This is a genomic window from Paenibacillus sp. FSL W8-0187 (assembly GCF_037969755.1).
Classification (GTDB): Bacteria; Bacillota; Bacilli; order Paenibacillales; family Paenibacillaceae; genus Paenibacillus_AQ.
Genome location: NZ_CP150206.1, coordinates 4961227 through 4988219 on the forward strand (window position 1 = coordinate 4961227; position 26993 = coordinate 4988219).

Sequence of the window (26993 nt, forward strand, 5' to 3'; positions counted from 1 at the left end):
ATGAGTGCTTGAATAATATGGATAGCGGGGCTATAATCACGTGTGAGTAATCGAGTTACCGGAATATGTAACCAACATCTTATACGATCAGGAGTGAGGCAACCTATGATTAAAGCAGGCGTGCTAGGAGCGGGAGGCATGGGCGCCGTCCATATCAAAAACCTTCACGGGAACGAACACGTTCAGCTGGCTGCAATATGCGATACCAATGAAACGTTAGCGCAGCAGCAGGCCGAACTGTACGGCACAGCTTACTATACGGACGGCAGCACGATGCTGGAGCAAGAGCATCTGGATGTGCTGTATGTGTGCATTCCACCATTTTGCCATGGGGATATCGAAGAACAGGCAGCCGCAAAGGGCATTCACCTCATGGTGGAGAAGCCGCTGGGACTGGACGCCCAGTCCGTCCGCCACAAAGCCAAGGTCATTGCTGAAAGCGGAATCATTGCAGCTTCCGGCTACTGTCTGCGGTACCTGGACACGGTTGCGATTGCCAAAGACTTTCTCAAGGACAAAAAAATCGGCATGGTTCGCGCCCACTACATTACAACACCTGTACCCACTCCTTGGTGGCGCAAAAAGGAATTATCCGGCGGACAGCTAGTTGAGCAATCCACGCACACCATGGACTTGGTTCGCTACCTGTGCGGCGATATCACCCGCCTGTATGCTGATATGAAGCTGCTGCTGGTAGACGACATCCCAGACCTCGATATTCCGGATGTGGGCGCCATCCAATTCGTGTTGGATTCCGGAGCCGTCGGCCATATGCAAACTGGATTTATCCAGTTCGATCACCGCAGCGGAATCGAGATCATGGGCCGCGACTTCCGCGTCGTTCTGGACGGAACCACGCTCTCCATTGTAGAGAAGGAGAAAGAGATCGTGTATCGGAGCAAAACGGACTTCTACAAAAATCTTACCAACGCCTTGATCGACGCCATTCGTAACAACGACCCAAGCCTTGTGCTGGCATCTTATGAAGACGGCTTCAAGACGCTGGAAGTGACGCTCGCGGCCAATGAATCTGCGGAAACTGGAAAACCCGTTATCCTACAAGCATAATAATATGGGGCATGCTCATGGTCTGAAAACCTTGAGCATACCCCTTAATTTTGAATTGGCATGGAGTAGCGCAGTAACATGTATGCTTGTCAATCCACCCGTTTCGCATTCTTGTGCAAAGATATACTCCCCCCGCTCTTATAAACCAAGCGAAATATACTTCACCTCCAGGAACTCATCCATTCCGTAGTGCCCGCCTTCCCGGCCCAATCCACTCTCTTTGAATCCACCGAATGGTGCTTGCGCCGTCGAAGGTACGGGATCATTCACGCCCACAATCCCGTAGTCCAGCGATTCCGCAATGTTGACCGCTTCGCCTAGATTCTGCGTGAATACATAGGCGGCTAAGCCATAAGGACTGTTATTGGCTCGCTGCACCGCTTCGTCTATCGTCCGGAAAGTGGTAATCGGCGCAAGGGGGCCGAAGGTTTCCTCATTCATACACTCCATGTCATCGGTTGCGTTCATGATGACCGTCGGCTCAACATAATTGCGACCCAGCTCAGATAATGCTTGACCTCCTGCCAGAATGACGCCGCCCTTCTCTTCCGCGTCCTTGATCTGTCTAACGACTTTATCCACAGCGTCTCGGTTAATCAAAGGACCAATATCGACGCCGTTCTCCAGTCCATTTCCTACCTTCAATTGCTTGACAAGCTCAGCAAACTTCGCGGCAAACGCCTGCGCAATGCCTTCCTGAACATATACCCGGTTGGCACACACGCAGGTTTGTCCCCCATTGCGGAATTTAGAGGAGATTAATCCGGCAGCCGCTTGGTTCAGGTCAGCCTGATCCGTCACAATAAACGGCGCATGACCGCCAAGCTCCAGCGATATTTTCTTGACGTTAGCGGCAGCTCCGGCCATCAGCTGTTTCCCCACCTCGGTTGATCCTGTAAAAGACAGCTTTCTTACACGGCTGTCCGCCTGCCACACGCCGGAAATGTCGCTTGAAGATCCAGTTACGATGTTAATGACCCCGGCAGGAATACCAGCCTGATCGGCAAGCTCTACCAGCTTGATGGCCGTAAACGGCGTCTCACCAGATGGCTTGATCACCACCGTGCATCCGGCTGCTAGAGCGGGCGCCACCTTACGGGTAATCATGGATGCCGGAAAGTTCCACGGCGTAATCGCTGCTACCACGCCAACGGGCTGCTTCGTTACGATGATGCGTTGGCGGCTGGATGATCCGGGTATGGTCTCACCGTAGATTCGTTTGCCTTCCTCCGCATACCAGGCCACAAAGCTGTTGGCATATTGTATCTCGCCTGCTGCTTCCTTCAGCGGTTTCCCCTGCTCTGTGGTCATAATCCGCGCCAATTCATCCGTATGCTCCGCTATGAGCTGATGCCAGCGGCGCAGCAGTTCCCCTCGCTCATTCGCCGTTCTGCGAGACCACGCCGGAAAAGCATCGGCTGCCGCATCGACGGCCAGGGCGGCTTCCTTCTTGCCAGCCTTGGACACGGTACCTATCACCTTGTCATCCGCCGGATTATATACATCCATCTGTTCTTCGGTCTGAATCCATTGTCCAGCAATATAGATTTTATTTCGAAACATAGTAAAGACCTCCTCATCGTCTCTTCAGGCTGCAAGTGTCTATTGATCATCATCTTCTAGGTCACGATTCGTCCTTCTTATTATCCGTTACCCACTTACCCTAATGCAAAAAAATAAAACACCGGAGCTCATGTGAAAGCTCCAGTGTTTTCTATATTCATAACGACTTCACTATCTTATTTAATCGCTGCGTCTACTTCCGTGATCATTTCGGATACGGACGTCAGGCCGCCACCGGAAAGATACCAGAAATCCGGATTCAAGTAAACGATATTACCCTCTTTCGCCGCGTTCGTTGTATTCACAAGCTCGTTCTCAACGACCGCTTTAGCGCCTGAATCCCCTTCGCCTGTGGCAACCGCTGCACCGCGATCGACAACAAAGAGATAATCCGGGTTCATCTCAACGATGTACTCATTCGAAATGTCTTTACCATGTGTGCTGACTTCGATGTTAGGATCTACAGCTCCGAAACCGAACACGTCATGCAGAATGCCGAAGCGGGAACCTGGTCCGTATGCACTGATTTTGCCTTCGTTAGCCAGGATGATCAATGCCTTCTTGCCGGTTGCTGTAGCTTTCTCATTCAAAGCTTTGATGTTCTCGTCAATTGTAGCAAGCTCTTTTTCAACTTCTGCTTCTTTACCAAAGATTTGACCCAGCGTGTTCATGTTTGCTTTAAAGGATTCCATGTATTTGCTTGTATCCACACCCAGGAAGATGGTTGGGGCAATTTTGCTGAGTTCATCATACGCATCTTGCTGTCTGCCGGAAATGATGATCAGATCCGGGTTGATGCTGTTGATTTTCTCGAAGTCCGGCTCTTTCAAGCTGCCCACATTCTCATATTTCTTGTCTTCGAATTTGGACAGGTAGGCCGGGACATTCGCTTGGGGTACGCCCAGAACCTCAACGCCCAGTTTATCGACAGAGTCCAGAATACCAAAATCGAAAACAACGACGCGGGAAGGATTCTTCTTCACTGGTGTTTTACCCAGTTGATGGGTAATCGTGATTTCATCGGTTGCAGCCGGTGTATCTCCAACTGCATCTCCGCCGCCTGCGCCGCTTGTTTTATTATCTTGACCACAAGCCGCAAGTACAAGCGTGAACATTGCTACCATAAATAAAGCTAACCATTTTTTCATTATTTCACACCCCATTTTTATATTTAAACGCTTTAACAATCCAACATATATTTGAACTCATGGTTGAATATGTAATTTAATATGAACAGACTAAACCATGCCGTCCTGTATCCAAGGCAGCCCTGTCCTTGTTTATGATTAAGGATTCCGTGCTTCTGTTCCCCCAGAATCCTTATCCTCTACTCTCTACTACCATGTCGCTTAGCCGTAGTAGACGCATACCCGATTGTCATTAATCTCTTCGATCTCAATGTCCATGTCATAGATTCCGCGAAGCACATTGCTCTGAATGATGTTCTCGGTCTTCCCTTCGCTTTCAATGGCTCCATCCTTCAATGCCACGATGTAATCCGAATAGAAGGAAGCGAAGTTGATGTCATGAATCACGATGACAATCGTCTTGTTCAGATCAGCGACAAGCTTTCTGAGAATCTTCATAATCTGTACGGAGTGTTTCATGTCCAGATTGTTCAGAGGCTCATCCAGCAGGATATACTCTGTATTCTGGGCGATAACCATCGCAATGTAGGCACGCTGGGTCTGACCGCCGCTGAGCTGATGAAGATATTTATGCTGCATATCCCCAAGCTCCATATAAGAGATCGCCTCATCTACGTATTTCTCATCTTCCGCGTTCAATCTGCCCTGAGAGTAAGGAAAACGACCGAAGGATACAAGCTCACGCACCGTCAGACGGAGGCTGATATGGTTGGATTGTTTCAGGATGGAAACCTTCTTCGCCAGATCGCCGCTCTTCCATTGGCTAACCTCTTTACCGTCCACCGTAATTTGTCCGCTGTCCTTGCCTGTTAATCTGCTAATCATGGACAGCAAGGTACTCTTGCCGGCACCATTCGGGCCGATAAAGGAAGTGATTTGACCTTTTGGGATCGTAACCGACACGTTATCAACGACTTTTTTGCCGCCATAGACTTTCGATACGTTCGTAACCTGGATCATGCTTTACTCTCCTTTAGTAGCAGGTATATGAAGTAGACACCGCCGATGAAATTGATGATGACGCTGAGCGTTGTAGAGAACGTAAACACCCGTTCTACAACCAATTGACCGCCGACCAGTGCAATAATGCTAATCAGTACGGATGCTGCAATTAAATACGAATGCCTGTACGTCTTCATAACTTCGTACGCAACATTGACAACCAGGAGCCCGAGGAATGTGATCGGACCTACCAAAGCGGTAGCCACCGAGATCAGAACTGCAACCACAATCAGAAGCCGCTTCACAACATAATCATAATTCACGCCGAGGTTGATCGCCTGCTCACGGCCAAGCGCCAGCACGTTCAGGTACTTGGCAAATCGGGCAAAGTACAGCAAGGTCAGCACAACGACAATGACCGACAGGACCAGAAGCTCGGTCTTCACATTGTTAAAGCTGGCAAACATTTTGTCGGCCACAAACTGGAACTCGTTCGGGTCAATCAACACTTCCATAAAAGAAGACATGCTCGAGAACAGGGTTCCAAAAATCATGCCGATCAGCAGCAGGAAGTAAATGTTGTTTCCTTCCCTTTTGAACAGAATCTTATATAAGACTCCGGCGAATAGGATCATCCCGCCGACGTTGATCAGAAAGTTAACGTTGCTGCCCAGTTTGTACAGCGTGAAGGATCCGAAGACGAAGATGACGGTGGTCTGGATCAGTACATATAAGGAATCTAATCCCATAACGCTTGGCGTCAGTATCCGGTTATTCGTGACCGTTTGAAACACCGTGGTAGACAGAGCGATCGCTCCGCCGGTCAGAATGATGGCAAGCACCTTCTTGATTCTTCTTGGAAGCGCGTAATCCCAATTGCCGCCAAGATCAATGAACAGAAAGACTGCCACCAGGATGATTGCCGCTGCGGCCAACAGGCCGAGTTTGGCTTTATAAGTCATAAGCCTTTCTCCTCATCAGTAAGAAAATGAATATACCGCTTCCGAGTACGCCCACGGTTAGACTAATCGGAATTTCATAGGGATAAATAATGATCCGGCCCAGGATGTCACAGAACAGTACGAACCCGGCCCCCAGCAGCGCGGTATGCGAAAGGCTTTTTTTTAAGTGGTCTCCTAAGTACAAACTGACAATATTAGGTATGATCAGACCAAGAAACGGAATCACGCCGACCGTCAGCACAACAGATGCCGTAACCAGCGCCACGATGACCAATCCCAGATTCACAACTCTCCGGTAGTGAAGACCCAGGTTGGTTGCAAACTCCTCTCCCATTCCGGCCACCGTAAACTTGTTGGCAAACAGATACGCCAGAATCAAAAGCGGGATACTAATATAGAGCATTTCATACTGGCCCTTCATGATCATGGAAAAATCACCCTGAAGCCATGCGGACATATTCTGAATAAGATCATATTTGTATGCAAAGAAGGTGGCTATCGAACTGACGATATTACCAAACATCAGCCCTACGAGCGGGATGAAGATCGCATCCTTGAACTTAATCCGATCCAGTATCTTCATGAAGATAAAGGTTCCTGCCAGAGCGAATACAAATGCCACGAGCATTTTGATAAGCGGACCGCTTGTCGTGAAGACGAGCATGGCTACCAAAATCCCCAGTCTGGCAGAGTCCATCGTACCTGCTGTGGTCGGCGATACGAACTTATTGCGGCTGAGCTGCTGCATGATCAATCCGCAGATACTCATGCTGACACCCGCCAATATAAGACTGACAAGCCTAGGAATCCGGCTTACAAGCATAATATGCTGTTGTTGTTCTGTCATCGAGAATAGTTGCAGTGGCGAGATATCTTTAACTCCAATAAATAATGAAATTATCGAGAGTACCACAACGGCTGCAAATAAGTATCTAATCTTCATGGCTCTTCCTTCTATGCGTATGTCTCTAAAATATCCGGGATCTCGCAATTTCCAACGCCATTCTCATTGAGATTGATTATCAATCGCGCTCTGATATGCATTATATCATCCTCATTCTGGCTCGACAAGTGTAATTGAGAATCAAAATCAATTAATTTGTTCATACTTGTATATTTTGTTCATGAATTGTTCATAATATGAAGTTTCGAGAAGACATAGCTAATATCCTCAGGTAGGAAGCACTCCTTTCGTTAAGCCTCCATATAATGAAGCTTCTCAAAAAGCCAAACGGATTCAATTCATATTTAATAGATAAGGGAAATTATATTTAATCAAAAGTCGTTGACAATTACTCTAAGTTATATTAATATACTAACATAAATATTATTCCTAACTAAACGTAAGTTAATATGGAATGATAATTAAAAATATTGCTAAATAAGCAACATGCATATTTGCTTGAAGTAAAGGACATCTTCTTATCAGGCGTATGCAAATTCGATTACACCAGGAGGTTTTTTTTTCAATGTCTAAAGATTTTTCAACTGCACTCAAAAGTCGCCGTTCTTATTATGGGATTAGCAAAGAATCCGTTATCTCGGACGAGCGTATTCAGGAAATCGTAAACGAAGCGGTTAAGTATACCCCGTCTTCTTTCAACTCTCAAAGTGCACGCGTCGTTGTATTGCTTGGCGAACAGCATGATAAACTGTGGAACATCACGGAAGGCATCCTGAAGGAAGTCGTTGGCGATGAAGAAGCATTCAAATCCACTGCCGAAAAAATGGGCGCATTCCGCGCTGGTTACGGTACGGTATTGTTCTTCGAGGACAACAACGTCATTGCCGGGCTGCAACAGAACTTTGCCGCTTATGCCGACAACTTCCCGATTTGGTCCAACCAATCCAACGGCATGCTGCAATTTGTAGTATGGACATCCCTTGAAGCAGAAGGTCTGGGTGCATCCCTGCAGCACTACAACCCGCTGATCGACGAAAAAGTAAAATCCGAATGGAACATCCCGGAAAGCTGGAAGCTGCTTGCTCAAATGCCTTTCGGTAAGCCGGTTGCTGAACCAGGCGAGAAAGAATTTGCACCGCTTGAAGATCGCGTAAAAGTATACAACTAATTAAATAGATGAAAAAAGGCCGCCTTCCTAAGTTTCCGCAACTTGGATAGGCGGTCCTTTTATAATGGACAAAGATTGAAAAACCGATCACTAAGCGATACAATTAGTCAAGTAAGAACCCTCGAACTTCTAAGATAACAGAAGCTCCGGGCAAACTTACGATAACCAACTACATAGGATGTTGGCTGTACTAGGGGTGCCATGTGCTGAGAGACGGCGGTTTGCCGTTAACCCTTAACACCCGATCTAGGTCATACTAGCGTGGGGAAGTGTAGCATTTATGTTTATTTCTTTTCGTAGGCATAACTGCACTTTCTTCACGGGGTGCGGTTTTTTTTGCGTGGACTTATATCATGGGGAGGAAATAACAATGAATGAGCTTGTATGCGGAACCAGTCGGATCGTCGGGTGCCGGTTCTCGGTATTTCCCATGACGGACCGGTTTGTGGAGGTCATCATGGGCGCACTACATTCCGTGGATACGGGGAAGGTATGGATTCAGACAGATGATGTGAGCACCTGTATTCGTGGACGTGCAGAGCATGTCTTTGATGTGACAAGGGCGATATTCGCCTATGCTGCAGCGAGTGGCGTGCATACCGTTTTTAATGGTACTTATTCCATCGGTTGCCCCGGAGATACGGACGCCGATGTATATATGACTGAGGATTCGACTCTCTTAAACAACGACATCGGGGAACATGCCGATATTGAGACTGCTTGCCAATTCGCTCTATACCCCATGGGTACCGATGACTACATGGATGTCATCTACGGTGAAGTTAATCGTACGAAGGCAGCCGGGACATTCGCCGGAAGCGTTCATTACGCCAGCCGATTGGATGGGTCACTGGCCCAGGTGTTTGGATCCCTTGAAGAGGCGTTTTTACATGCGATTCAATCCGACAGCAGCCATTTGGTCATGACTGCGGTTGTGTCCGCACACAGCCCTTCGGTCAAAGCCGCATCGAATTGAGCTTTATTGAGGCAGACAAAAGCCCGGCAAGCGCCGGGCTTCCTGTCACTACTGCCAAGAATCTTGACGGTTTAAACCCAAGCACTCAAGATAATTACGAGCAGGATAAAGAGAACCAAAATAATTCCTACTGAATTGTTCCATCCACCGCCGCCATATACTCCGCTCATGAAGATCCCCTCCTGGATTTAAAGAATGACGTGATGTAATCACACTATTATAGTATTTCCCGTCTCGTGCTAGTGTCACGGCTAATGTACGCCTCTTTTTATATTGGCAAGGAAATTCTATTCCTCATAACCAATGAGAAGCTTGCCTCCGTACGGATGGAGCATTTCCTCGGTGAATGCCATAAGAACTGAAGGATCATCCTGGCGATACATCGCCGTGAGCGCTGCTTCCAATCGTTCTCCCAAGATCGAGTCATAGCGGTTGAACAGACGGAACAGCGTTTTCCCTTCACCCGTCCACTCCCGGTTCACCCTAAGTACAAAATCACAGAGAATCGCCGCTATTTTGTGCACCGTAAACCACTTTTCGGCATCCCTTCGGGGACTCTGCAAATCCAGCAGGTACTCGGTTAGCATATAACGGTATTCGTTAATGTCGGTTAGCATCAAGGGCATGGGTCCGTAATTCAAGTCGCTTCGAGCTTCCGCCTGCACCTCTTCCCCCTCAGGCAGCGCGTGCAGCACCGTCCCTTCTACGACCATCCGCTGCAATGAAGGATTCGCCGCGATCACTCCCTCATCGAAATATTCGCGATAGGAGGATAAAGACAATATAAATATTTCCGCGATCCACCCATGTGCCTCTATCGTCTTCCTGCTGAAATCATGACCATCCCGTTCAATGACTATGATGTCCAAATCGGATTGTTCATTATATTCACCTCTGCTCGCGCTGCCGCCAAGCACAGCAAGCAAACAGTCGGGATAATCGTATTGTATGATGCGTTCCGCTGCCTCTACCGGTTCCATCCTCATGACGTTTCCTCCAGTATGATTCTGATCCTCCCGAAAAAAGGGCTCAAAATATCTAATTCAGCTAAAACCCTAAACGTACCTGAATCATATGGTAAATAAATAAACGATTACCCTCATGTTGATGACAAGGAAGAAGGGATAGATGAGATGAACTATATTCATATGCTCTCCAAATTAGGTATGGGCAGTGCCCACCCGGGAGGATTCGAGGCAACCCTCCGAATGCTGAAGAATTATCCCATTCAACCGGGCAGCCGCATTCTGGAGGTCGGGTGTGGAACGGGCAGAACCGCATGCCATCTTTCGGAGATGGGGTATCAAGTAACGGCCATTGACCTGAACGAAAATATGATCAAAAAAGCCCGTGCAAGAGCCGAAGCGATGGAAATCGACGTGCAGTTCCAACAAGCGGATGTATGCGCATTGCCTTTCGAGGACAACCAATTCGACCTAATCATGGCCGAATCCGTTACCGTATTTACGGATACTACGAAATCACTGCCCGAATATTACCGCGTTCTGGATCATGGAGGCGTCCTACAGGACAGAGAGTTGCTGCTTGATAAACCCATGCCGGAGGCAAAACTTCAGGAACTGCTCGAATTCTTCGGAATTCCTAATCTCATGATGAGGGAAGAATGGGCGGACTCCCTCTTGGCTTGCGGGTTTAAACAGCAAGAAATTCTGGAGTACAACCACTTCAATGACCAGTTAAAGGAAGAGCAAACACGTCATCTGGATACATTTGAACAGCGCGATAAAGGACTCCTGTTCGATGTGGCGCTCTGGGAAACGTTGTTCAAGCATGACCGCATGATCCTGGATAATACCGATTATCTCGCTTCCGCCTTATTCCGGGCTGTAAAATAAAATCACTTCATATCTGTGCATCAAGTGGGGATTCGCATATTTGCTGCGCATCCCCTCTCCCTCCTCAATTTCAGTCCTTTCGACCTAATCCAACACTTTTTGTCAATTCGTTATATCTAGTTTTGCCTGTCGATGCTATAATCATGGTAAATATATCCTATGTTGTTGAGGAGGACTCATTCTTATGGCATGGTTCAACAGACTCCCTATCTCGCGAAAAATTACCGCAGCCTGTTTTCTCATTGCCGCTTTGTTTGCGGTTCCAATGCTGCTTGCATTTATTCTAATGGGTAAAGCAATCATTGGCGTGGTCATCGTCGTGGCACTAACCGGTTTTACTTTTCCTCTTTCTCGTCTTATTGAGAAAACGCTTACCAATTCCTTTGCGGAGATCTCCAGCGTTTCCGCCAAAATCGCCAAAGGCGACTTCACCTTCCAGGTAGAAGAGGTTGGGGGCATGAACGATCTCAGCCGAACGTTCAACAGCATGGTGGACAAGCTTCGAAAAATATTGCAGGAAACCTCGGATATCACCCGCCAGGTCATGTCGTCAAGCTCCAACATCTCGATTAAAAACCAGGAGCTCATTCAAGTGATGAATCAAGTCTCCTTATCTTCCAATGAGCTGGCCGTCGGCGCGAACGAAATATCGGAAGACGTAGCCGAAATGACGCATTCCATCGGTGAGATCGAAGAGAAGGTCAGCAATTATACGCATTCAACCCAGGAAATGAATACCCGTTCGATCGAAACGCTGGGACTGGTTGAGCAAGGAAGGGACTCCGTTGCCAAGCAGTCTGCAGGGATGCAGCGTAATATTGACGCAACAGCCAAGGTCTCGGAATCCATTGATGCGCTGGCTAAGAGCGCCAGGGGAATTACGCAGATCACGGAGACGATCTCGGAACTTGCCGATCAGACCAACTTGTTATCCTTGAACGCATCCATTGAAGCGGCAAGGGCAGGCGAGCATGGCGCTGGCTTTGCCGTTGTCGCCCAAGAGGTGCGTAAATTGGCTGAGGAATCCACATCATCGACTAGAGAAGTATTCAATCTCGTACGGAGCATCGAATCGGACGTCAAACATGCAACTCAGAACATAAAAATTAATGAAGAGGTCGTCAGGCAGCAAACCGAAATGATCCGTGAAGCTGAGCTGGTGTTCATGGAGATTGTAAACAGTGTGCAGTATATTTCGGAACAGATCTCCGCTTTCTCCAAGGAGAGCGAATCCATGCTGGAAAGTGCGAAGAGCATTTCTTCCGCAATTCAGAATATATCGGCGATTACGCAGCAATCCGCCGCAGGCACGGAGCAGGTGTCGGCATCCATGAATGAGGGCATCTCATCGATCCAGAAGATGGCCGAGGAAGCAGAAGCGATGAATAATGCCGTCTTCCGGCTGCAAAAAACGATCAACATTTTCAAATTTTAAGTAGGGTACAGCCTACATCATGTCTATTACTTTCGAAGCAGCAAACGAACCGAAAATGCGAAAAATGGCTGTGCAAGGATACCATCCTGAGCACAGCCATTTCTTCATTGGACACATTTTTTTAATCTGACGAACCATCCGTGTGAGCAGACCCTTCATATGGGACAGCTCCCTTTTATATCATGTCAAGTACACCTGAATTATTGCTCGCTCCATAACCGCGCGATATTCACAAGCCGCCCTTCTTCAAACTCGACTCGATATATATCCGGCAGCGTCATTCCTTGCCAGAAATGATAATCGAATCGTTGATCATAATGCTGCAGCATAAGTGTCATAATGTCGCCGTGCGTGCCAATCACGACACGCTTTCCTAAATGCGTATTCAAGATTCCCTCTAGCACCTGGACTGCTCGGCTTTGTGCGGCTTTGCTGGATTCCCCTCCGGGAAAGGACGTGGTTGGATCCTGAAACAGCATCTTTTTGGCATCGAGGAAGGAATGCCCCTGAAAATCTCCGACTTTCCGTTCCCTTAAGTCCTCTTGCTCCGCAATCGGGAGTCCTAAAGCATCTGCCAATGGTTGGACCGTGTCCCTGGCTCGCTGATAAGGGCTTGAAATAATAGCGTCAATCCCTTCACCCAGGAGCAATTCCTTGACTCGAACCGCAGCGAGGGAGCCCTCCGCGGACAATCCCCGCGACCTTTCCTTCCCATCGATAAAGGGAGATTCCGCATGTCTTACAAAATAGATAGTCGTCATCCTTCGACCTCTGCTTCTTTATGAGCCTCACCCTTTAATACGGGCTCCATCATCATCTCTACAAACGGTGTTAACGGTAACACCCCCAATGACTCCAAGGGAATCCATTTGGCTCCTAATGAGTCTTGGCCGTCACCGTCCGTTTTGATAACAGCTTGAAGATCCAACAACTCGACATCATACATGATACCGATGTGATGCAGCTCTTCCATCTGATTCGCCTCATACTGATATACGATCGTGTAAGATACAGCCGTCCGAATGCTCCCCTTAATCGGAGAAAGCCCGGTTTCCTCTAAAAATTCGCGCTGCAGCGTATGCTCCGGCTCTTCTCCAAACTCAATGGAGCCGCCCGGTAAATCCCACTTCCCCTTGTGCGGTCCTCTCGCTTTCTGGATCAACAGGATATGATCATGCTGAATCAGTATTCCATAAACACCGAGATGCGTATGTTTCACCACGGTCAACAACCTCCTTTTCTTGCAGTGAAGGTAATCCATTGACTTCGGAAAAGTACGTCTCTCCCATCCTTCACTTCCTGAATATCCTGCTGCACCTGCCGCCTCGTTAAGATCTCCCATTCCGAATATAGCTCATCAAGGATGGAAAAGGCTTTGTCGGCGGATAGATTCAACTCGATTAAGCCTGCCTCCTCCAAACCCGTTTCCTGATCGATTTCCTTTACCTCGGTGCTCATCAATATGCAATGTACGCCCTGCTCCACGGTTCCAGCCTGCATCTGTTTGATCTTGGATACTAAGGCTTCCTCGGAGCTCATATGCTCCAGACATGAGCATGCGATGACGTAATGATAAGTATCCTCGGTAATTTCATAGTGTTCTACGTCTGCCACAAGTGCCTCAAGATTTGAGCTTACGCCATGCAAATCGGCATACTGCCGCAGCTTGTCAACTGCCGATGGCAGCAGATCCACGCAGATGACCTTCCCGTTAACCGCTTGGATCCGCTGCGCAACCGGGATGCTGTTACGCCCGACGCCACAGCCTAGATCCAGTACCCGCATCTCATGAAACGGCAATAATTCCAAATGATCCAGGACCGTCTGAACGGGCTTGGCTAACCAGCTCCCAGGTTGAAACAGTACGGCTTCTTCGTACAATGTCTCGTGATACGATATTTCCTTTTCACGTGCGCGGTTGAATATGTCCATGCTATATCCCCTTGTTCTGGCCGTTATAAGGTCACTCTATAAATTCCATACGAACAAAGCTCATTTCCTTGCTCACTGCAACTCCTGCTAGGATACCTTTTTCTAATCTTCGCTTATCGTTAGCAGCGGCCACTGATCCTGCCATTGTTTCTTTCCTACCCGCTCCAAATAATAGCGTCGCTTATGAAAGTTAGGGCATCTGCGAACCCGAAGCGCAAATAAATCCTCCAGTCCGTAAGGACAGCAAAGCTCAAGCTCTCCTTCGGCGTTCAGCCTTGCCCCGACCGCGGTAGCCGTCTCCGTCCAATGAGCTAACGCATCATGGGTCGAATGATAGGGTTCATCTCCATTCTTCACATGCATTCTGGCCTGATTCTTGACCGACCATTTCGGGTTCCCCGTGGTTGTTCTTAGAAGCTCTTCCAATCGAATATCCCGCGCTTCAGACACATCTTCCGGATCGAAATACACCACATCGATATCCGTATGCCGATCCGTCCCTTCTAACCCATGAAGCAAGTCCCACACATAATTTCGGATGTAGCCTGCAGCAATATAGCATTGCGGCAGCCCTAAGTCACGAACGATGTCCAAATCCGTCATCAATTGCTGATGCTGGCTTATGTACTCCTTTAACCGTTTCTCTAACATACCATCCACCGCCAATGACCTAAATTCTTCTCAGCCCTCTTACCATTCAGCTGCCACATGTTCTTATATTAGTTAGCTGCAACTTGAATAAGAGCGTACCCTAAAATCCTGTATTCGTGTAAAAAAGCATAGACCGCTTCACGAAGAGAAGGAAACGGTCTACGCACACTCATAGATATAACTATTATATTCCAGATAATCCCTGAACGGCAAGAGAGAGCAGGGATTATGGGACGCAGCGGGTGATACCCGAGCTGCATGTTGGACAGAAATGTGAGCATGCATGCGCCATAACTGCTTCAACTTGAGCCAGATTGACTTCGGTATGCTCTTGTGAGAGAGCTTATAAGCCGGATTTCGGACAGCCATGCACGAAATAATCCCACTACCGAACAATCAAGTCCAGTGGTGCTAGCTACACAGCCGCGTCCACCCGCTCCTGCGAAGCGCCGTCGCAGCGCTTGCACACTTTCAGGGCAGTCCCGTCCGATTTGGTTCGGGGATACAACAATTTCGTTCGGGTACTCTTGCACACCGGACACGTACCGCGCGCGCGAGTTGGTAGGTTCCACAAGGATTTGCCTCTTTTTTGTTTTGCCATTAGTCAGATACCCCATTTCATAGATTCATTATTATCACTCTTACTTATATGAAAGGGTTCAGCAGAACATGTCGGGCAGCTCCATTTAGATCTCACATACCATCGCTCACAACCATTGCAACCTCATATGATCCGGAATAGATGGTGGATCGCCCTCATGGTACGCCTCCGTCGCACATTAGAAAAACGCGTGGGTAAGATAACAAAAGCGAGAAGGCAATGAAGACGCCCTCCCGCTTGTGCAACGAATTACTTATTTATAAAAGCCACAATCTCTTCCTTGGACGGTATGGAGGCTTGCGCGCCTGGCCGGGTCACCGTCAGTGCAGCCGCTGCAGTTGCAAACTGAAGCGCTTCTTCCGTTTCCAGTCCGTCCGTGCAAGCTGCCGCATAAGCACCGATGAACGTATCTCCTGCCGCCGTGGTATCCACGGGTCTGACGCGGAAAGCCGGAACGGTGAAACGCTCACCTTGTGCATTCCCATAGAAGCAGCCTTGCTCGCCAAGGGTGATGATCACGTTGGAGGTGCCTCTGCCGATAATCGACGCTGCAGCCGCATCCGCTGAAGCAGTGTCCTCCACCTTTAGGCCGCTCACCACTTCGGCTTCCGTCTCGTTCACAATCAAGGTATCGATCAGCGGCAACACGTTATGAGGGATCTTTCGCGCAGGTGCCGGATTCAGCCAGACGCGAACGCCTGCCTTGTTGGCCGATTGGATAACATACTGCGTCGTCTGCCACGGAATTTCATTTTGCAGCAGTACAGCATATACTCCATCCCACTTCACCTCAGTCGCAACATCTTCTTCAGTCAACCGCCCATTGGCTCCTTCCGACAACACGATATAATTCTCGCCCGCCTCATTAACCGTGATGATCGCCATCCCCGAGGTGCCTGTCTTGGAGAGGACGGATGTAACGCCAACCCCGCGCTCCTCCAAGGAAGCAACCAGGGTATTCCCAAAAGGATCAAGACCGACCGCGCCGACCATGACACAATCCGCACCTGCTGAGGCTGCAGCCACAGCCTGATTCGCTCCTTTACCCCCAGGAAAAAAAGATGTGCCGCTGCTATGAATCGTTTCTCCCGGCCGGGGAAACTGCTCTACATTACTCACAACATCCATATTAATGCTTCCAATGACAACTAGCTTGCGCAAAGATAACCTGCTCCCTTCTCTTAAACCAACTTCGGCTCTGATGTACGGACGTGAACATCCCTGATCTCATTCTCGCCATCCTCCAAGCAGCCAAAGCCGAACATGCCATGACCATAGGCGGTTTCCTTGCATTCTAGCACATGGTCTCCATTAATATACAAGATGAACCGATCCTTCTCGGACACCAGCTTCAGGCGGTATTCTTTCCCCCATTCCCAATCGTATCTTGCCGTAATCAGACGCTTGATCCCGAAGTCCTGTTTGATAAACGATACGGAATTCGGACCGTCGAACCCGGCCAGATAATGCCGCATGACCCCCTGCGCCCTCGTAATCAGACAATGGCTGGTGCCTGATATTGGTCTAATGGTTGCTTCAATCTCCATATCTCCTGCATAGTAATTGCCGGAATAGGACGAGGTATCTCCTTCAGATATACAATGCAGTGCTCCCTCACGCAGCTCCCAGTTTCCTCGATGATGCGAGAATGGAGTGACAGAAGCGAACTCTTTGGCCTGCTTGGCAAAATCGATCGTATAATCCGCAGCTCCCGTGATGCTGAATTGACCGACGAACAAACTACCGATAGCGCGGTTCAAGAGCGGCGACGGGCTCTCGAGTATCCAGCCGATCTCATCGATCATGGCGCCTTCGGTATCCGGAATGACGAATTCAACCGCGTTCCACTCTCCGCACTCTGGAGTATACGTTGCCAAACGCACTTCCTCCTGCGTATAAGTATTTCGCACATACGGAGTCAAGGTTACTGGTTCGCCTTCCCACTGATCCACATAAATTTGGGCGGATACGGTCTGCCCGCTATAGGCCAAGGGGGCAAAGGTCGGCTTATATTTCTCATCGTTAAACTCCGCCCGCCGATAGAACGGTTTATAGTAGATTTTGCTGCTGTCGCCTTCTACCAGTCGGTCAAAGACCACTTCCAAGGATCCTCTGCTATCATACGTATTCTTGGTTGAATGGCGCAAGACAGGCGTCTTGAACGAATTGCTTGTCCGAAAGCCGTGCGTGGACCCCGGCAGGTCGAAATCGAAATACACCTCGCCTTGCTTCACCCGCGACACCAACGCTTCGGGGGCCTTCTCTCCATTGAGGCGATAGCCAAGCAATGCAAGCTCTTTGGCAAATGTCGGGAAATCCACCAGATTCAAATAACCGGATACACTCGAAGCCACGATGAAGTCATTGATCGGCTTGCGATAATGATCCGGAATCCCCGCCAGGCCGCCGTAAACGCCTAGGATCGTGCCCACGTTTCCGGCGTTGCAATCGGTGTCCCAGCCACACATCGATGCGATCTCGACCGTGCGCGCAAAATCCCCCTCGCCATACAGAAGGGCAAGCACGCACACGCCCGCATTCGGGATAATGTGGCATACGCCAGTATACTTATCGTATCCCCAGTGATCCTCCAAATATTGACGGCAAGCGCGGAAATCCGATGGATGCTCCCGGTGGAAGTCCATCACCACGTGGACCACGCGCGCATAAGTGGAGTCATCCGGAATCATGCGAAGTCCTTCCGCAATAATCTCATCCATGGATGAAGCATCAAAGGCTTTGGCTATGCAAGCAGCCATGAAGCGGGCGCCGTACAGCCCGTTGCCGTCGTGCGAAACACTGGCGGCTTTTTCCGCATAATCCGCCGCTTTCTCCGCCTGACCCGGGAACAGCAGGCCCCAGGAATCGATGAAGATCTGGCCGCCGATCTGCTCCGCCATCTCCGTGCCGTTGACCTCAATCGAACCGGAGCGCGGGGCTGAAATGCCTTTGCGCAGATTAACATAAGCACGGTGCTCCGTACTGATATCCTCGCCGCCCCACCAAAACATGCCAATCCCTTCCCTTGCGTAGTTGAGCCATGCCTTGCCCACATCCTCAGGCTCAAGCTCGCGGTCCGTCGCATCGTCATACAGCGCGCGAATAAAGAATACCGGTCCGTTCGCGTCATCGTCGGCGGCAAAGGTTTTGTACGGCTTCACGTAATCCCGGATATCGCCGTATACGTCCCGAATGCGTTCATACGTCCAAGCTACCGGTTCGATGGGAGCACCGAGTCTGATGCCAATGTTCATACCGATGAATCCCGCATATACCGTCTCTACATAATGTTTAGGTATCATTTGCTCTCCCTCCTGTATCAACCATTCCTCTACATCCGCTAAGCTGCAATAGCTTGTGAAAAACTATGGACTCACAATATTCTTCCGAGATTCATTGATGCGAAGATCATCCTCAATGATCTGCACAGCAATGGCGCTGAACCTGTCCGCGATGGCACACAGGTCCAAGCGGTTCACCTTATTCAACTGCTCGATATCTTCTTCGCGGATAACCTCACAACCATACATGGCGCCCAGGATGACCCCGGCCATAACGCCGATCGAGTCTGTGTCACGCCCGGAGTTAACCCCGTCCAGAATCGAACGATAGTAATCGCCGTCGTTGAGAACGATAAACGCTAGTGCCATCGGCAGCTCTTCAATCGACCATAGGCGGCTTGGCGTATAATGGTTGCTCGGGATGCCGACCTTGTCGATATGGCGACTCACGTCATCGCCCATCGGCGAATATTTGAGCATGATCGCTTGCAATACCTCGATCACTTTGTCCATGTCATCCCGCTGATGCCGCAATTCGCGGGCGGCTTGCGTCATTTCCACAATGGCTGCTTTCGTGCCGTCTTTTGCCAGGCTGATCGCGGTGCGGACAATATCGTCCACACTCACCCCCGGCTCAAAGGCCTTCGCCACGCAAGCAGCCAGAACGCCTGCGGCTTCCAGACCGTAGCTGCTCTGATGACCCATCGCAAACAGGATGGCCTCATCATAGGCCGCCTTGGGATTACCGGCATTGACGATCCCGATCGGGGCGATGTACATCGCCGCCCCGCAGTTCACCATATTCCCGATGCCCCCTTCTCTCGGATCGCAATTGGCCAACACATGACGCATGAAGATGTATTTTTCCGGATAGAACAACCGGTCAATGATCAACGTCTCCTCATTCAGCTCCGGGACAAACGTCTTGCGGAACGCAATCTCCTTCACGAATTCATTGCCCATATCATAGGCATCCAGATGCCGGCCTTCAGTAAGATAAACATTCATGAGCGCAATGGTCATCAGCGTATCGTCCGTGACAATCCCGTCGCCCCTTACCCGTCCAAGCCGGACGTCGGCGGGCAGATCCATCTTATGCCATCTTGTCATAAGAGATTCCACGCGTCCGTATTTGGACTTAATCTCCTCGTACGTCAATTTCTCGATTGGAGCTCCCATTGCGTCTCCGAGCGCGGTGGATATCACCACGCCCCTCACCCGGTCACGAAACGAAGTCATAGTCATAGGCTCCTTACTTGATGTTTTCGTTGGCATATTTCGTAATTTCTGCACCGCCTGCAGCATTCCAGGCTTCAACGAATTGGTCGAATTGGGACAAGTCTTTCTTGCCCGTAATAAAGTCCGTCGAGTATTCCTTGTACAGATTGTTCATTGCATCCCAATTCGCAATGAATTGCTCAGGAATGATGAAATTGTTGTCTTCCGTGTAGAATTCGGTAGCCATTTTCAACGATTCGGTTCCAGGCTCACCCAATAGCGGCGTTTTCAAAGGCGTTTCGGACTTGATCTCGGTCGGCTCCCAGAAACGCGCATACCATTCGCTGTAGTATTTCTCGTTCAGCTCGATCTCGCCGTCAACGACCTTATAATGCTCGTCTTCGAAACCGAGGCGGTCCAGCATTTGCCCCTTCGGACTTGCAAGGTAATCAAAGACCTTGAACGCTACGTCTTTATGCGGTGACTGCGAAGAGATCGCAAGCCCTCTGGATTCCTTCGTCACGTCGGTTGCCCCGAAGCCCTGCGCTTCGCCCTTAGCCGGCGGCAGGACGATCAGATTGGCGTCATCTCCGCCCAGTTCCTGCATTCTTCCATCATACAAATCGATGATTTTACCGGCTGTGCCCGTGATAACGGCAGCTTCCCCTTTATAGAAGGCGTCCTCCTTGGTATCCCATTGCTTTGTAATGAATTGCGGGTCCAGCAGCCCTTCCTTGTAGAGCTTATTGTAGAACGTCAGCTTTTCTTTTTCTTTCTGAGAAACCTTGGAATACTCATAAGTTCCGTCTTCCTTCTTGAGCCAGGTCGTATCCAAACCGAAAGCCGTATTGAAAATAAAGTTGATCTCGGCAATATCGCCTGCTGCCGTCAGCGCGTAGCTCGGCTTGCCTTCACCCGGCTTCTTCTCCACCAATTCCTTGAAGAAGGCATAATAATTGTCGACACTTGGGTTCTCCATCAAGGCCTTGGAGCTCTCCATGGCATTAAACCAATCCGCCCGGATGACCGGTGTTTTAGGTGCGAGCGGTTTGATCCACAGCAGATACGGATAACTTGCCATCCGGGTCTTGTTGTGCGGCTCCATGATATTTTTGATGTAGGTTGAATTTTCAATATAAGGTGTCAGATCTTCCAACAGACCTTGATCGGCAATTTGCTGGTCACCGCCCTGGAAATAGATGATATCCGGAATGGTTCCGCCCAGCAGCAGCAGATTGAGGTTCTCGGCATAACTGCCTTGTGCCAGATCCACAAGCTCGAATTTCACGTTCAAGCCTTCATCTTCAGCCAGGGATTTCTCCAAGGTCTCGAAGAATTTAACCGAAACGGGGTTTGCCGTTCCTTCATCCTTGTACACGATCTTCAGCGTAACCGGATCCCCGGTCCCGTCAGACTGGGCGGTTCCGGGTTCAGTTTGACCTGCTCCCGGCGTGTTTGACTTCGATGTACATGCCGACATGACCATAACCAGCATGGCAACGATGAATAACAGGCTTAATTTTTTCATGTTCATCTTTCTCCCCTTTTTTGAATTTGAACATTCATGCCTTATAAGTTAGCTGCCTTCGCCTTCCCGCTTAATCCTTCACTCCGCCCTCCAGTTCGCCTTTCGCGTAATATTTAAGAATGAACGGATATAGGAATAACAGCGGTACAATCGCAATCATGATCGTACCTGCCTGCAGGGAAGCAAAATCAAAGTTGATCGAGCTGTCGAACATGTTTTGGTTGCCGATCAAGGACGTATTATCCTTGCGGACAACAAATTGTCTGAGTACAACCTGCAGCGGCCATTTGGTTGGATCCGAAATGTAGAGCGTGGCTCTGAAATATTCGTTCCAGTGATATACCCCGTAGAACAAACCCAATGTCGCCAGCCCCGGTTTGGACAGCGGCAGTATGATCTGACTATATAAGCGAAAATGACCTGCGCCGTCGATTCGGGAAGCCTCCAGAATCTCCTCCGGAATGTCCTGAATGAACCGCATAAGAATAAAGAGATAGTACACGTTGACCGCTTTGTACAGGATCAGTGATGTTAGCGTATTCATCAGTCCGAGATCCTTTACCAGCAGGTATTCGGGAATCATGCCCGGCTCGAACACCATAATGACGATCAGAAAGAACAACACGACTTTTTTACCGATAAACTCGGTTCTGGCCAGCACGTACGCTGCCATGGAGGTCAGCAGCAGATTCAGGAATGTACCCGCTACGGTAATCCATACCGAATTCAGAATACTGCCCGTAATCAAGGGATTGGACAATAACAGTTGGTAATTGATCGTTGAGAATCCCTTCGGAAAAATGTCCAGTCCGCCCATCAAATGGGCTTTGCCGGGATCGGTTAAGGATAGCGCCAGCAGATTCAGGAGAGGAACCAATACCATGAGCGTAAACACAAACAACATGAGATAAATAACGATTTTCGAAACTTCCAGTCGTCTCATCGTAAATCCCTCCTTTACCAGACGCCCTTGCCCGAGAAGCGCTTCGAGATGAAATGCGTGCCCAGGATGAGGATGATACCGATAACGCCCTTGAACAAACTCGCTGCGGTTGCATAAGCAAATTGTCCGTTCCCGATACCGATTCGGTACACATACGTGTCCAAAATATCCACCACACTGATGATGGAATCGTTCATAAAGTTAAACACTTGATCGAAACCAGCATTCATGAAGAAGCCCAGATTCAGAATGAAGACGGTTACAACTGTGCTGTATAAATGAGGAAGCGTAATGAACCTCATCTGCTGCAGGCGGGTCGCCCCGTCAATCTTGGCTGCTTCATACAATCCTGGGCTGATCTTCATGATGGCTGCCAGATAGATGATGGAGTCCCAGCCGGCGCTTCGCCAGATTTCGGAGAATACAAGCACCCAACGAATATGCTCTTTGCTGGTCATGTAATCAATGGATGGCAGTTGAAAGAAATTCGCAATCAGATTGACTCCGCCTTCGGCAGGATTCAAGAGGCTGATCCAGATCCCGGCAATAACGACCCAGGATAGAAAATGCGGCAAATAAACCACGGATTGCACGTATTTGCGGTATTTCGAGCTTCGAACTTCATTAATAAGCAGTGATAACATGATTGGAATCGGGAATACAAATACGATTTTCATCAAACTGATAATGATGGTATTCTCCAGTACGCTTGTGAAGGCGGGCGAACTGAATAGCGTCTTAAAGTGCTTCCACCCGACCCACACATGATCCCCCAGAATCCGGTAATCCTGAAAGGCAAGCTTCATGCCGTATAGCGGAATGATGTGAAAGATAAAAAAGTAGAGCAGAGGCAGCGACAGCATCGCGTATAGTACCCAATCCTGCCTTAAGCGTCTCAACACCTTCATGGCTTACCCCTCCTCCAGATGTTCAATGGATAATTTCATGAGGGGAGCATGCTGCTGGGCTCCGTACACGTCGCGGTCGCCGACACTGCCGGACGATATATCCCGCGACATCGTGATTTTGAAACCCAGCGCCTGGTCGAAAAATACCAGGTGATGAATCTGCTCCTCCCGTATCTGATACAGCTCACATATCGTCCGTTTTGTAATGATGCCGGACTGTTTCACTTTGTCATATTGCTCTTTGGAATCAAACAACACGTCTAAAGTAATTTCGAAGGGGCCTGAATTTTTGCTTCGCAGCACCTTCGCCAAATCGCCGAGTTGAGTCATGGTTTGATCCTCCTTATCGATGCTCTATCCGAAAAGCATTATTGTTCATTTCCATCAGATGGTAGACGGAGAATTCATAGACAGGACCGAACTCGATATCGCTTGGCGCGAAGGGAAAAGCCAGATTGCCTGCCGTTGATTTACGGCCTTCGTATCCATAATGCAGGAAGGTGGAACGCACCGTGGCGCAGATGCTGTTCGCTAACTCCTGCGTCTTGGCCACCACTTCGAACATAACGCCGACCTCGTGTCCGACGAACGACTCCGGCTCCTTGCTTCCGAGAACACCGTTCTTGCCGTAGTTGTAAAATTGAATCTGATAATCCGATTCCGGAATTTCCCGGTAATATTCCCGTGCCTGATTGCGAACATATTCCTCAACCTCTTCCAGCTTCCCGATCAGGATCGGATCCCGGATCCCCGCCACCACGAAGGTCCGATAAGCGACGCGCCTAGCGCCTTCCAGCTTAATGAAATATTTCTCTGCCGGAAGGAACCGGCTGCCGGTTACGCGAACGATGCCTTTCTCCTCTTCCTCGAAGCGGCAATTCTCCAAATCGAGCGTAAATCCGGGACCATGCAGAATATAAGGGTGTTCCTTCTCATAAAAGGTATGGGCCGCAACGCTGGTCGGGCTGCACGTCCGGTCCGGGTTAAGCGACTGAACGGTAAACGAATCGTCGCTGATCGTGCCAAGAATGCTGTCTTTGGTTGTTCCCGGTTCCGCGCACAATGCGCCGCATTCCAATATTTTGCCCAGATGATAGGATAGCCCCGGGTCCTTGCCGTGGTAGATCCCGATCGCCGCGAAAGGCGAAGGATCATACGCCCTGCCGCAGACGATGATGTCCACGCCCTGTTGAAGCGCTTCCACAATAGGTTCATGTCCCATCTGGGCAACGATGCTGTTGGTGGAGTCAATCAACTCACTGGTGAGTGGCGGAATATTTGGACTTAATGCCTTAATCCGCCCTTCTTCCTTCGCCTGATGGATTTCCTCCCGGGTGAAGTCGGCCCATATGACGGACACCTTGGCCTGAAGTCCCCGCTCATCCAAAATTTCATCAATGATGTCGAGTGTCCATTTCACATGGGTCCGTGCGCCCGAGCCGCCGGCCGAGCCGATGATGATCGGAATTTTACGGGGCAAACCGTTCGTGAGCATAATATCCAGGTCTTTCTTAACCGCCCGCTTGCTGACGATCGATACGCCGGCACCCAACTTATGCGGTCCCCCGTCCGTTGAGCCCGCATCAACAACGATGCCGTGCAGCTCGAACTTCAGTCCGTTCATGAAGGATTGTTCAGGAAATCCATATCCCAGCATGCCGCAGGGGGATAGAATTCGAATGTCTGTATTCATCTGCAGTCCCTCTTTACCAAAATATTCACCCATGACCATTGGATAATTGGATTATCCAATTTGTGCTAAAAGGGGTATGTTTCTCCCCTCTTAAACATGAATGTAGTTTTTCTGTATGTTTTCTTTAACCCGGCTGAGATGGTTCAGCAAAGCGAGCTTTGCTTTTACCGGATCGCGTTCCTTAATAGCTTGCAAAATAAGTAAATGTTCTTCGTAGACCTCGCTCTTGCGACCCGGAATCTGGGCTGTTTTGCTCAGCGTCCGCTGAAGCAAATCCATATGCAATTCAATCATATTGACGAGGACCACGTTATGCGTGGCTTTAGCAATTGACAGGTGAAACGCCTGATCCGGCTTCGATCGATCCTCCGCATTCTGATCAATCTCCCCCCACGTCGCGAAGGCTGCCTCAATCTCGGCGATATCCTCATCGGTTGCCCGCTTGGCCGCTAGCTCCACGATTCCTGTCTCGAACAATTCACGCGCTTCTAACAACTCAATGATAGTCGCACGTTCGATATTATCCAGGATGCGGCTTCGATCCTCGGCAACATCCAGTGCCTTGCTCAGGAAGCGCCCGCCGCCGGGTCTGGCTTCAATCAGTCCTTCGCGCTCCAGAATGCGGAATGCTTCCCGCAATGTCCCGCGGCTAATGCCAAACGATTGGGCCAGCTCCCTTTCAGTCGGAAGAACATCACCCGGAGCCAGATTTCCTTCCAGAATCAGATTCTTGATCTGTTCGATAACATCCTCGTACACCCGATGATATTTAATCTTCTTAATGGTCATATGACTACCCTCTCTATCCCTACTTGCGCAAACGATAATTGGGTGATCCAATTAACCGCATGTTTAGCATAAACGCATCGTAAAAGGCTGTCAAGCATAAAAATAGCGCTTACATTATCTTTTTGAAGGTGTTTATTGCCTGATTGAAGACATATGCCGGGTAATTGGGTGACCCAATCATCTTCGGATTTTTCTTTTTCAAAACAAATAACCCTGGCTTTGGACGGAAATCCATAACAGGGTTTATGCTCTCTAGAAAATCCAATATTAAGGTTGCGGTCTTCGTTTTGCCAACATCCATCGAACACATCCATATAAGCCGCCCAATACAATAAAGCCTCCAATTGCAGCCACGGTAAGCCATTCGCTATTCCGCTCGATCATGCCAAAAGTTACTTGAGCCTGGAGGGATTCCGCCCGTTCATATTGCCTGGTCAAATCCAGATCCCGCACATGTCTCTGTGTTAGCACCAGGCCTTGCAGGATCATAAATACAAAATAACCTATGTATATCGCTGCAGCAAACAGCACGGATTCCATAACTACACGTTTACGAGTCATTACGATTCTTCCTCTCTCCTTCTGACTTTCTAACCACAACCATAGTCCTTATATCCACTTCACAATCTCACTGATCACATAAGCGGCCGGAATGATCACGAGCTGTGCCAGCATGGTCCCAAAAAACCTTGAAACCATCAGCATCGTATACACTTTGCCAAGCTGGTCCCTCGCTTCCTCGTTCCGAGTCGCCTTGTCGGTAATCAAACCAAGCTGGGGATCGATAAATATCGTTAAAATAATCGTTGCAATTCCGTTAATCAGTCCCGATGCTTGGGATGCCGTGGTGCTGTACTGAGGAACGAGATGTGCTGCGTACAGAGATGACAGGACACCTACTGTGTAAAAAGCGGTGACCACAATATTCAGCATAATAAACCGTTTAGGTATTCCTAAGTAACGAAACTGACTCCATTTCAAATTGGGCTTTCTTATGTAATGCCTTGTGTTCTTGAGCTGCCCGATGGTCACGCTTGATACAAGTTTCGGAATGGATCCGGCAACCTCCAGCTTGCTGATGACTCTGCTGAACAGATTGACGAAAGTAGGAAATAACGCGATTGCGACAATCGTTCCGATCGAGGCCGCTAACAAAATCGCCCTGAAATAGGAAAGCACGTCAAACGAAGGATCCACCTTCGCATAATCAACAAACTTGGCCGTCAGCGGGGCTTGAACTAAGTTGGATGTTCGGGAAACCAGTACAATGATCCCCGTCAACGATAAGGCAACAGCAATCTTGTTTAGCTTCACCCCGGCATATCTTGCGGAGTATGATAAGGTTTCCGCCGTATGAATAATCATCGTCAGGACAAACACAACGATCAAGCTCTGTATCATAGAGGGCTCCTCCCCACCTGATGTTC

The 26993-nt window shown here is 49.1% G+C and carries 28 protein-coding genes and 1 riboswitch; of the genes, 5 read left to right on the plus strand and 23 right to left on the minus strand.

The genetic code is table 11. The annotated features are described in order from the left end of the window. Positions 1-105 precede the first annotated feature (105 nt). Positions 106-1068, plus strand: coding sequence for a Gfo/Idh/MocA family oxidoreductase (locus MKY48_RS22285; protein WP_339290877.1), 963 nt, complete (start codon positions 106-108; stop codon positions 1066-1068). Positions 1069-1206: 138 nt separating this feature from the next. Here MKY48_RS22285 and MKY48_RS22290 read toward each other — a convergent pair whose 3' ends face one another. The 5 genes from MKY48_RS22290 to MKY48_RS22310 form a co-directional block, all read right to left on the minus strand. Continuing rightward, entirely contained in the window at positions 1207-2631 is a 1425-nt protein-coding gene (locus MKY48_RS22290) for an NAD-dependent succinate-semialdehyde dehydrogenase (protein WP_339290879.1), read from the minus strand. 176 nt (positions 2632-2807) lie between these two features. Beyond that, positions 2808-3779 (minus strand): siderophore ABC transporter substrate-binding protein, encoded by a 972-nt coding sequence (locus MKY48_RS22295; RefSeq protein WP_339290880.1) that lies wholly within the window; start codon positions 3777-3779, stop codon positions 2808-2810. 201 nt (positions 3780-3980) lie between these two features. Continuing rightward, complete coding sequence (locus tag MKY48_RS22300; protein WP_076325073.1) at positions 3981-4739, minus strand: ABC transporter ATP-binding protein; 759 nt, start codon at positions 4737-4739, stop codon at positions 3981-3983. After that, complete coding sequence (locus MKY48_RS22305) at positions 4736-5683, minus strand: iron chelate uptake ABC transporter family permease subunit (RefSeq protein ID WP_076325074.1); 948 nt, start codon at positions 5681-5683, stop codon at positions 4736-4738. The genes MKY48_RS22300 and MKY48_RS22305 overlap by 4 nt, the downstream gene beginning before the upstream one ends. Continuing rightward, positions 5673-6626 carry an ABC transporter permease gene (locus MKY48_RS22310; RefSeq protein WP_076325075.1) on the minus strand — a complete coding sequence of 318 codons (954 nt, stop codon included), beginning with the start codon at positions 6624-6626 and terminating at the stop codon, positions 5673-5675. The genes MKY48_RS22305 and MKY48_RS22310 overlap by 11 nt, the downstream gene beginning before the upstream one ends. A 526-nt stretch (positions 6627-7152) precedes the next feature. Between MKY48_RS22310 and MKY48_RS22315 the strand changes: the two genes are divergently transcribed. Both MKY48_RS22315 and MKY48_RS22320 read left to right on the plus strand, forming a co-directional pair. Beyond that, positions 7153-7755, plus strand: coding sequence for a nitroreductase family protein (locus tag MKY48_RS22315; protein ID WP_339290883.1), 603 nt, complete (start codon positions 7153-7155; stop codon positions 7753-7755). Between the two features lie 182 nt (positions 7756-7937). Further along, positions 7938-8040, plus strand: a riboswitch (TPP riboswitch). Between the two features lie 85 nt (positions 8041-8125). Continuing rightward, positions 8126-8731 carry a YkoF family thiamine/hydroxymethylpyrimidine-binding protein gene (locus MKY48_RS22320; RefSeq protein WP_339266344.1) on the plus strand — a complete coding sequence of 202 codons (606 nt, stop codon included), beginning with the start codon at positions 8126-8128 and terminating at the stop codon, positions 8729-8731. 71 nt (positions 8732-8802) lie between these two features. Here the strand turns inward: MKY48_RS22320 and MKY48_RS22325 are convergent, their stop codons facing one another. Together MKY48_RS22325 and MKY48_RS22330 are read right to left on the minus strand one after the other, a co-directional pair. After that, on the minus strand, positions 8803-8901 hold the full coding sequence (locus MKY48_RS22325) for a sporulation protein YjcZ (protein ID WP_076325078.1): 99 nt from the start codon (positions 8899-8901) through the stop codon (positions 8803-8805). Positions 8902-9018: 117 nt separating this feature from the next. Further along, positions 9019-9717, minus strand: coding sequence for a nucleotidyltransferase domain-containing protein (locus MKY48_RS22330; RefSeq protein WP_339290886.1), 699 nt, complete (start codon positions 9715-9717; stop codon positions 9019-9021). A gap of 147 nt (positions 9718-9864) precedes the next feature. Between MKY48_RS22330 and MKY48_RS22335 the strand changes: the two genes are divergently transcribed. Then, positions 9865-10587 (plus strand): methyltransferase domain-containing protein, encoded by a 723-nt coding sequence (locus MKY48_RS22335; protein ID WP_339290888.1) that lies wholly within the window; start codon positions 9865-9867, stop codon positions 10585-10587. A 184-nt stretch (positions 10588-10771) separates the two neighbouring features. Continuing rightward, positions 10772-12022: a methyl-accepting chemotaxis protein gene (locus MKY48_RS22340; protein WP_339266347.1), complete on the plus strand. Its 1251-nt coding sequence runs from the start codon at positions 10772-10774 to the stop codon at positions 12020-12022. 200 nt (positions 12023-12222) lie between these two features. Here MKY48_RS22340 and MKY48_RS22345 read toward each other — a convergent pair whose 3' ends face one another. From MKY48_RS22345 to MKY48_RS22420, 16 genes are all read right to left on the minus strand, one after another. Then, a complete protein-coding gene (locus tag MKY48_RS22345) occupies positions 12223-12783 on the minus strand; it encodes a histidine phosphatase family protein (RefSeq protein WP_339290891.1) in 561 nt (186 codons plus the stop codon). Next, entirely contained in the window at positions 12780-13244 is a 465-nt protein-coding gene (locus MKY48_RS22350; RefSeq protein WP_339266350.1) for an NUDIX domain-containing protein, read from the minus strand. The genes MKY48_RS22345 and MKY48_RS22350 overlap by 4 nt, the downstream gene beginning before the upstream one ends. Positions 13245-13246: 2 nt before the next feature. Continuing rightward, entirely contained in the window at positions 13247-13954 is a 708-nt protein-coding gene (locus MKY48_RS22355) for a class I SAM-dependent methyltransferase (RefSeq protein ID WP_339290893.1), read from the minus strand. A 102-nt stretch (positions 13955-14056) separates the two neighbouring features. After that, positions 14057-14605, minus strand: a complete 549-nt coding sequence (locus MKY48_RS22360) for a nucleotidyltransferase family protein (protein ID WP_339290895.1) — start codon at positions 14603-14605, stop codon at positions 14057-14059. Between the two features lie 415 nt (positions 14606-15020). Next, positions 15021-15206: a hypothetical protein gene (locus tag MKY48_RS22365; RefSeq protein ID WP_074961828.1), complete on the minus strand. Its 186-nt coding sequence runs from the start codon at positions 15204-15206 to the stop codon at positions 15021-15023. A 249-nt stretch (positions 15207-15455) separates the two neighbouring features. Next, positions 15456-16367, minus strand: coding sequence for a ribokinase (gene rbsK, locus MKY48_RS22370; protein WP_339290897.1), 912 nt, complete (start codon positions 16365-16367; stop codon positions 15456-15458). A 20-nt stretch (positions 16368-16387) separates the two neighbouring features. After that, positions 16388-18508 carry an ADP-ribosylglycohydrolase family protein gene (locus MKY48_RS22375; RefSeq protein ID WP_339290899.1) on the minus strand — a complete coding sequence of 707 codons (2121 nt, stop codon included), beginning with the start codon at positions 18506-18508 and terminating at the stop codon, positions 16388-16390. A 63-nt stretch (positions 18509-18571) separates the two neighbouring features. Beyond that, the gene (locus tag MKY48_RS22380) at positions 18572-19726 is read right to left on the minus strand and encodes an ADP-ribosylglycohydrolase family protein (protein WP_339266359.1); all 1155 of its coding nucleotides are present in this window, start codon (positions 19724-19726) and stop codon (positions 18572-18574) included. A 13-nt stretch (positions 19727-19739) separates the two neighbouring features. Next, positions 19740-21233: an extracellular solute-binding protein gene (locus MKY48_RS22385; RefSeq protein ID WP_339266361.1), complete on the minus strand. Its 1494-nt coding sequence runs from the start codon at positions 21231-21233 to the stop codon at positions 19740-19742. A gap of 70 nt (positions 21234-21303) precedes the next feature. Further along, positions 21304-22176: a carbohydrate ABC transporter permease gene (locus MKY48_RS22390; protein WP_215160247.1), complete on the minus strand. Its 873-nt coding sequence runs from the start codon at positions 22174-22176 to the stop codon at positions 21304-21306. 14 nt (positions 22177-22190) lie between these two features. Further along, complete coding sequence (locus tag MKY48_RS22395; protein ID WP_339266363.1) at positions 22191-23084, minus strand: ABC transporter permease subunit; 894 nt, start codon at positions 23082-23084, stop codon at positions 22191-22193. A 3-nt stretch (positions 23085-23087) separates the two neighbouring features. Further along, a complete protein-coding gene (locus MKY48_RS22400) occupies positions 23088-23414 on the minus strand; it encodes a DUF4387 domain-containing protein (protein ID WP_083659789.1) in 327 nt (108 codons plus the stop codon). Positions 23415-23427: 13 nt separating this feature from the next. Further along, on the minus strand, positions 23428-24777 hold the full coding sequence (locus MKY48_RS22405; RefSeq protein WP_339266366.1) for an acyclic terpene utilization AtuA family protein: 1350 nt from the start codon (positions 24775-24777) through the stop codon (positions 23428-23430). A gap of 90 nt (positions 24778-24867) precedes the next feature. After that, positions 24868-25566 (minus strand): FadR/GntR family transcriptional regulator, encoded by a 699-nt coding sequence (locus tag MKY48_RS22410; protein WP_076325091.1) that lies wholly within the window; start codon positions 25564-25566, stop codon positions 24868-24870. A gap of 267 nt (positions 25567-25833) precedes the next feature. Then, entirely contained in the window at positions 25834-26127 is a 294-nt protein-coding gene (locus MKY48_RS22415) for a hypothetical protein (RefSeq protein ID WP_339266367.1), read from the minus strand. Positions 26128-26175: 48 nt separating this feature from the next. Beyond that, complete coding sequence (locus MKY48_RS22420; RefSeq protein ID WP_076325093.1) at positions 26176-26967, minus strand: lipid II flippase Amj family protein; 792 nt, start codon at positions 26965-26967, stop codon at positions 26176-26178. Positions 26968-26993: the final 26 nt, after the last annotated feature.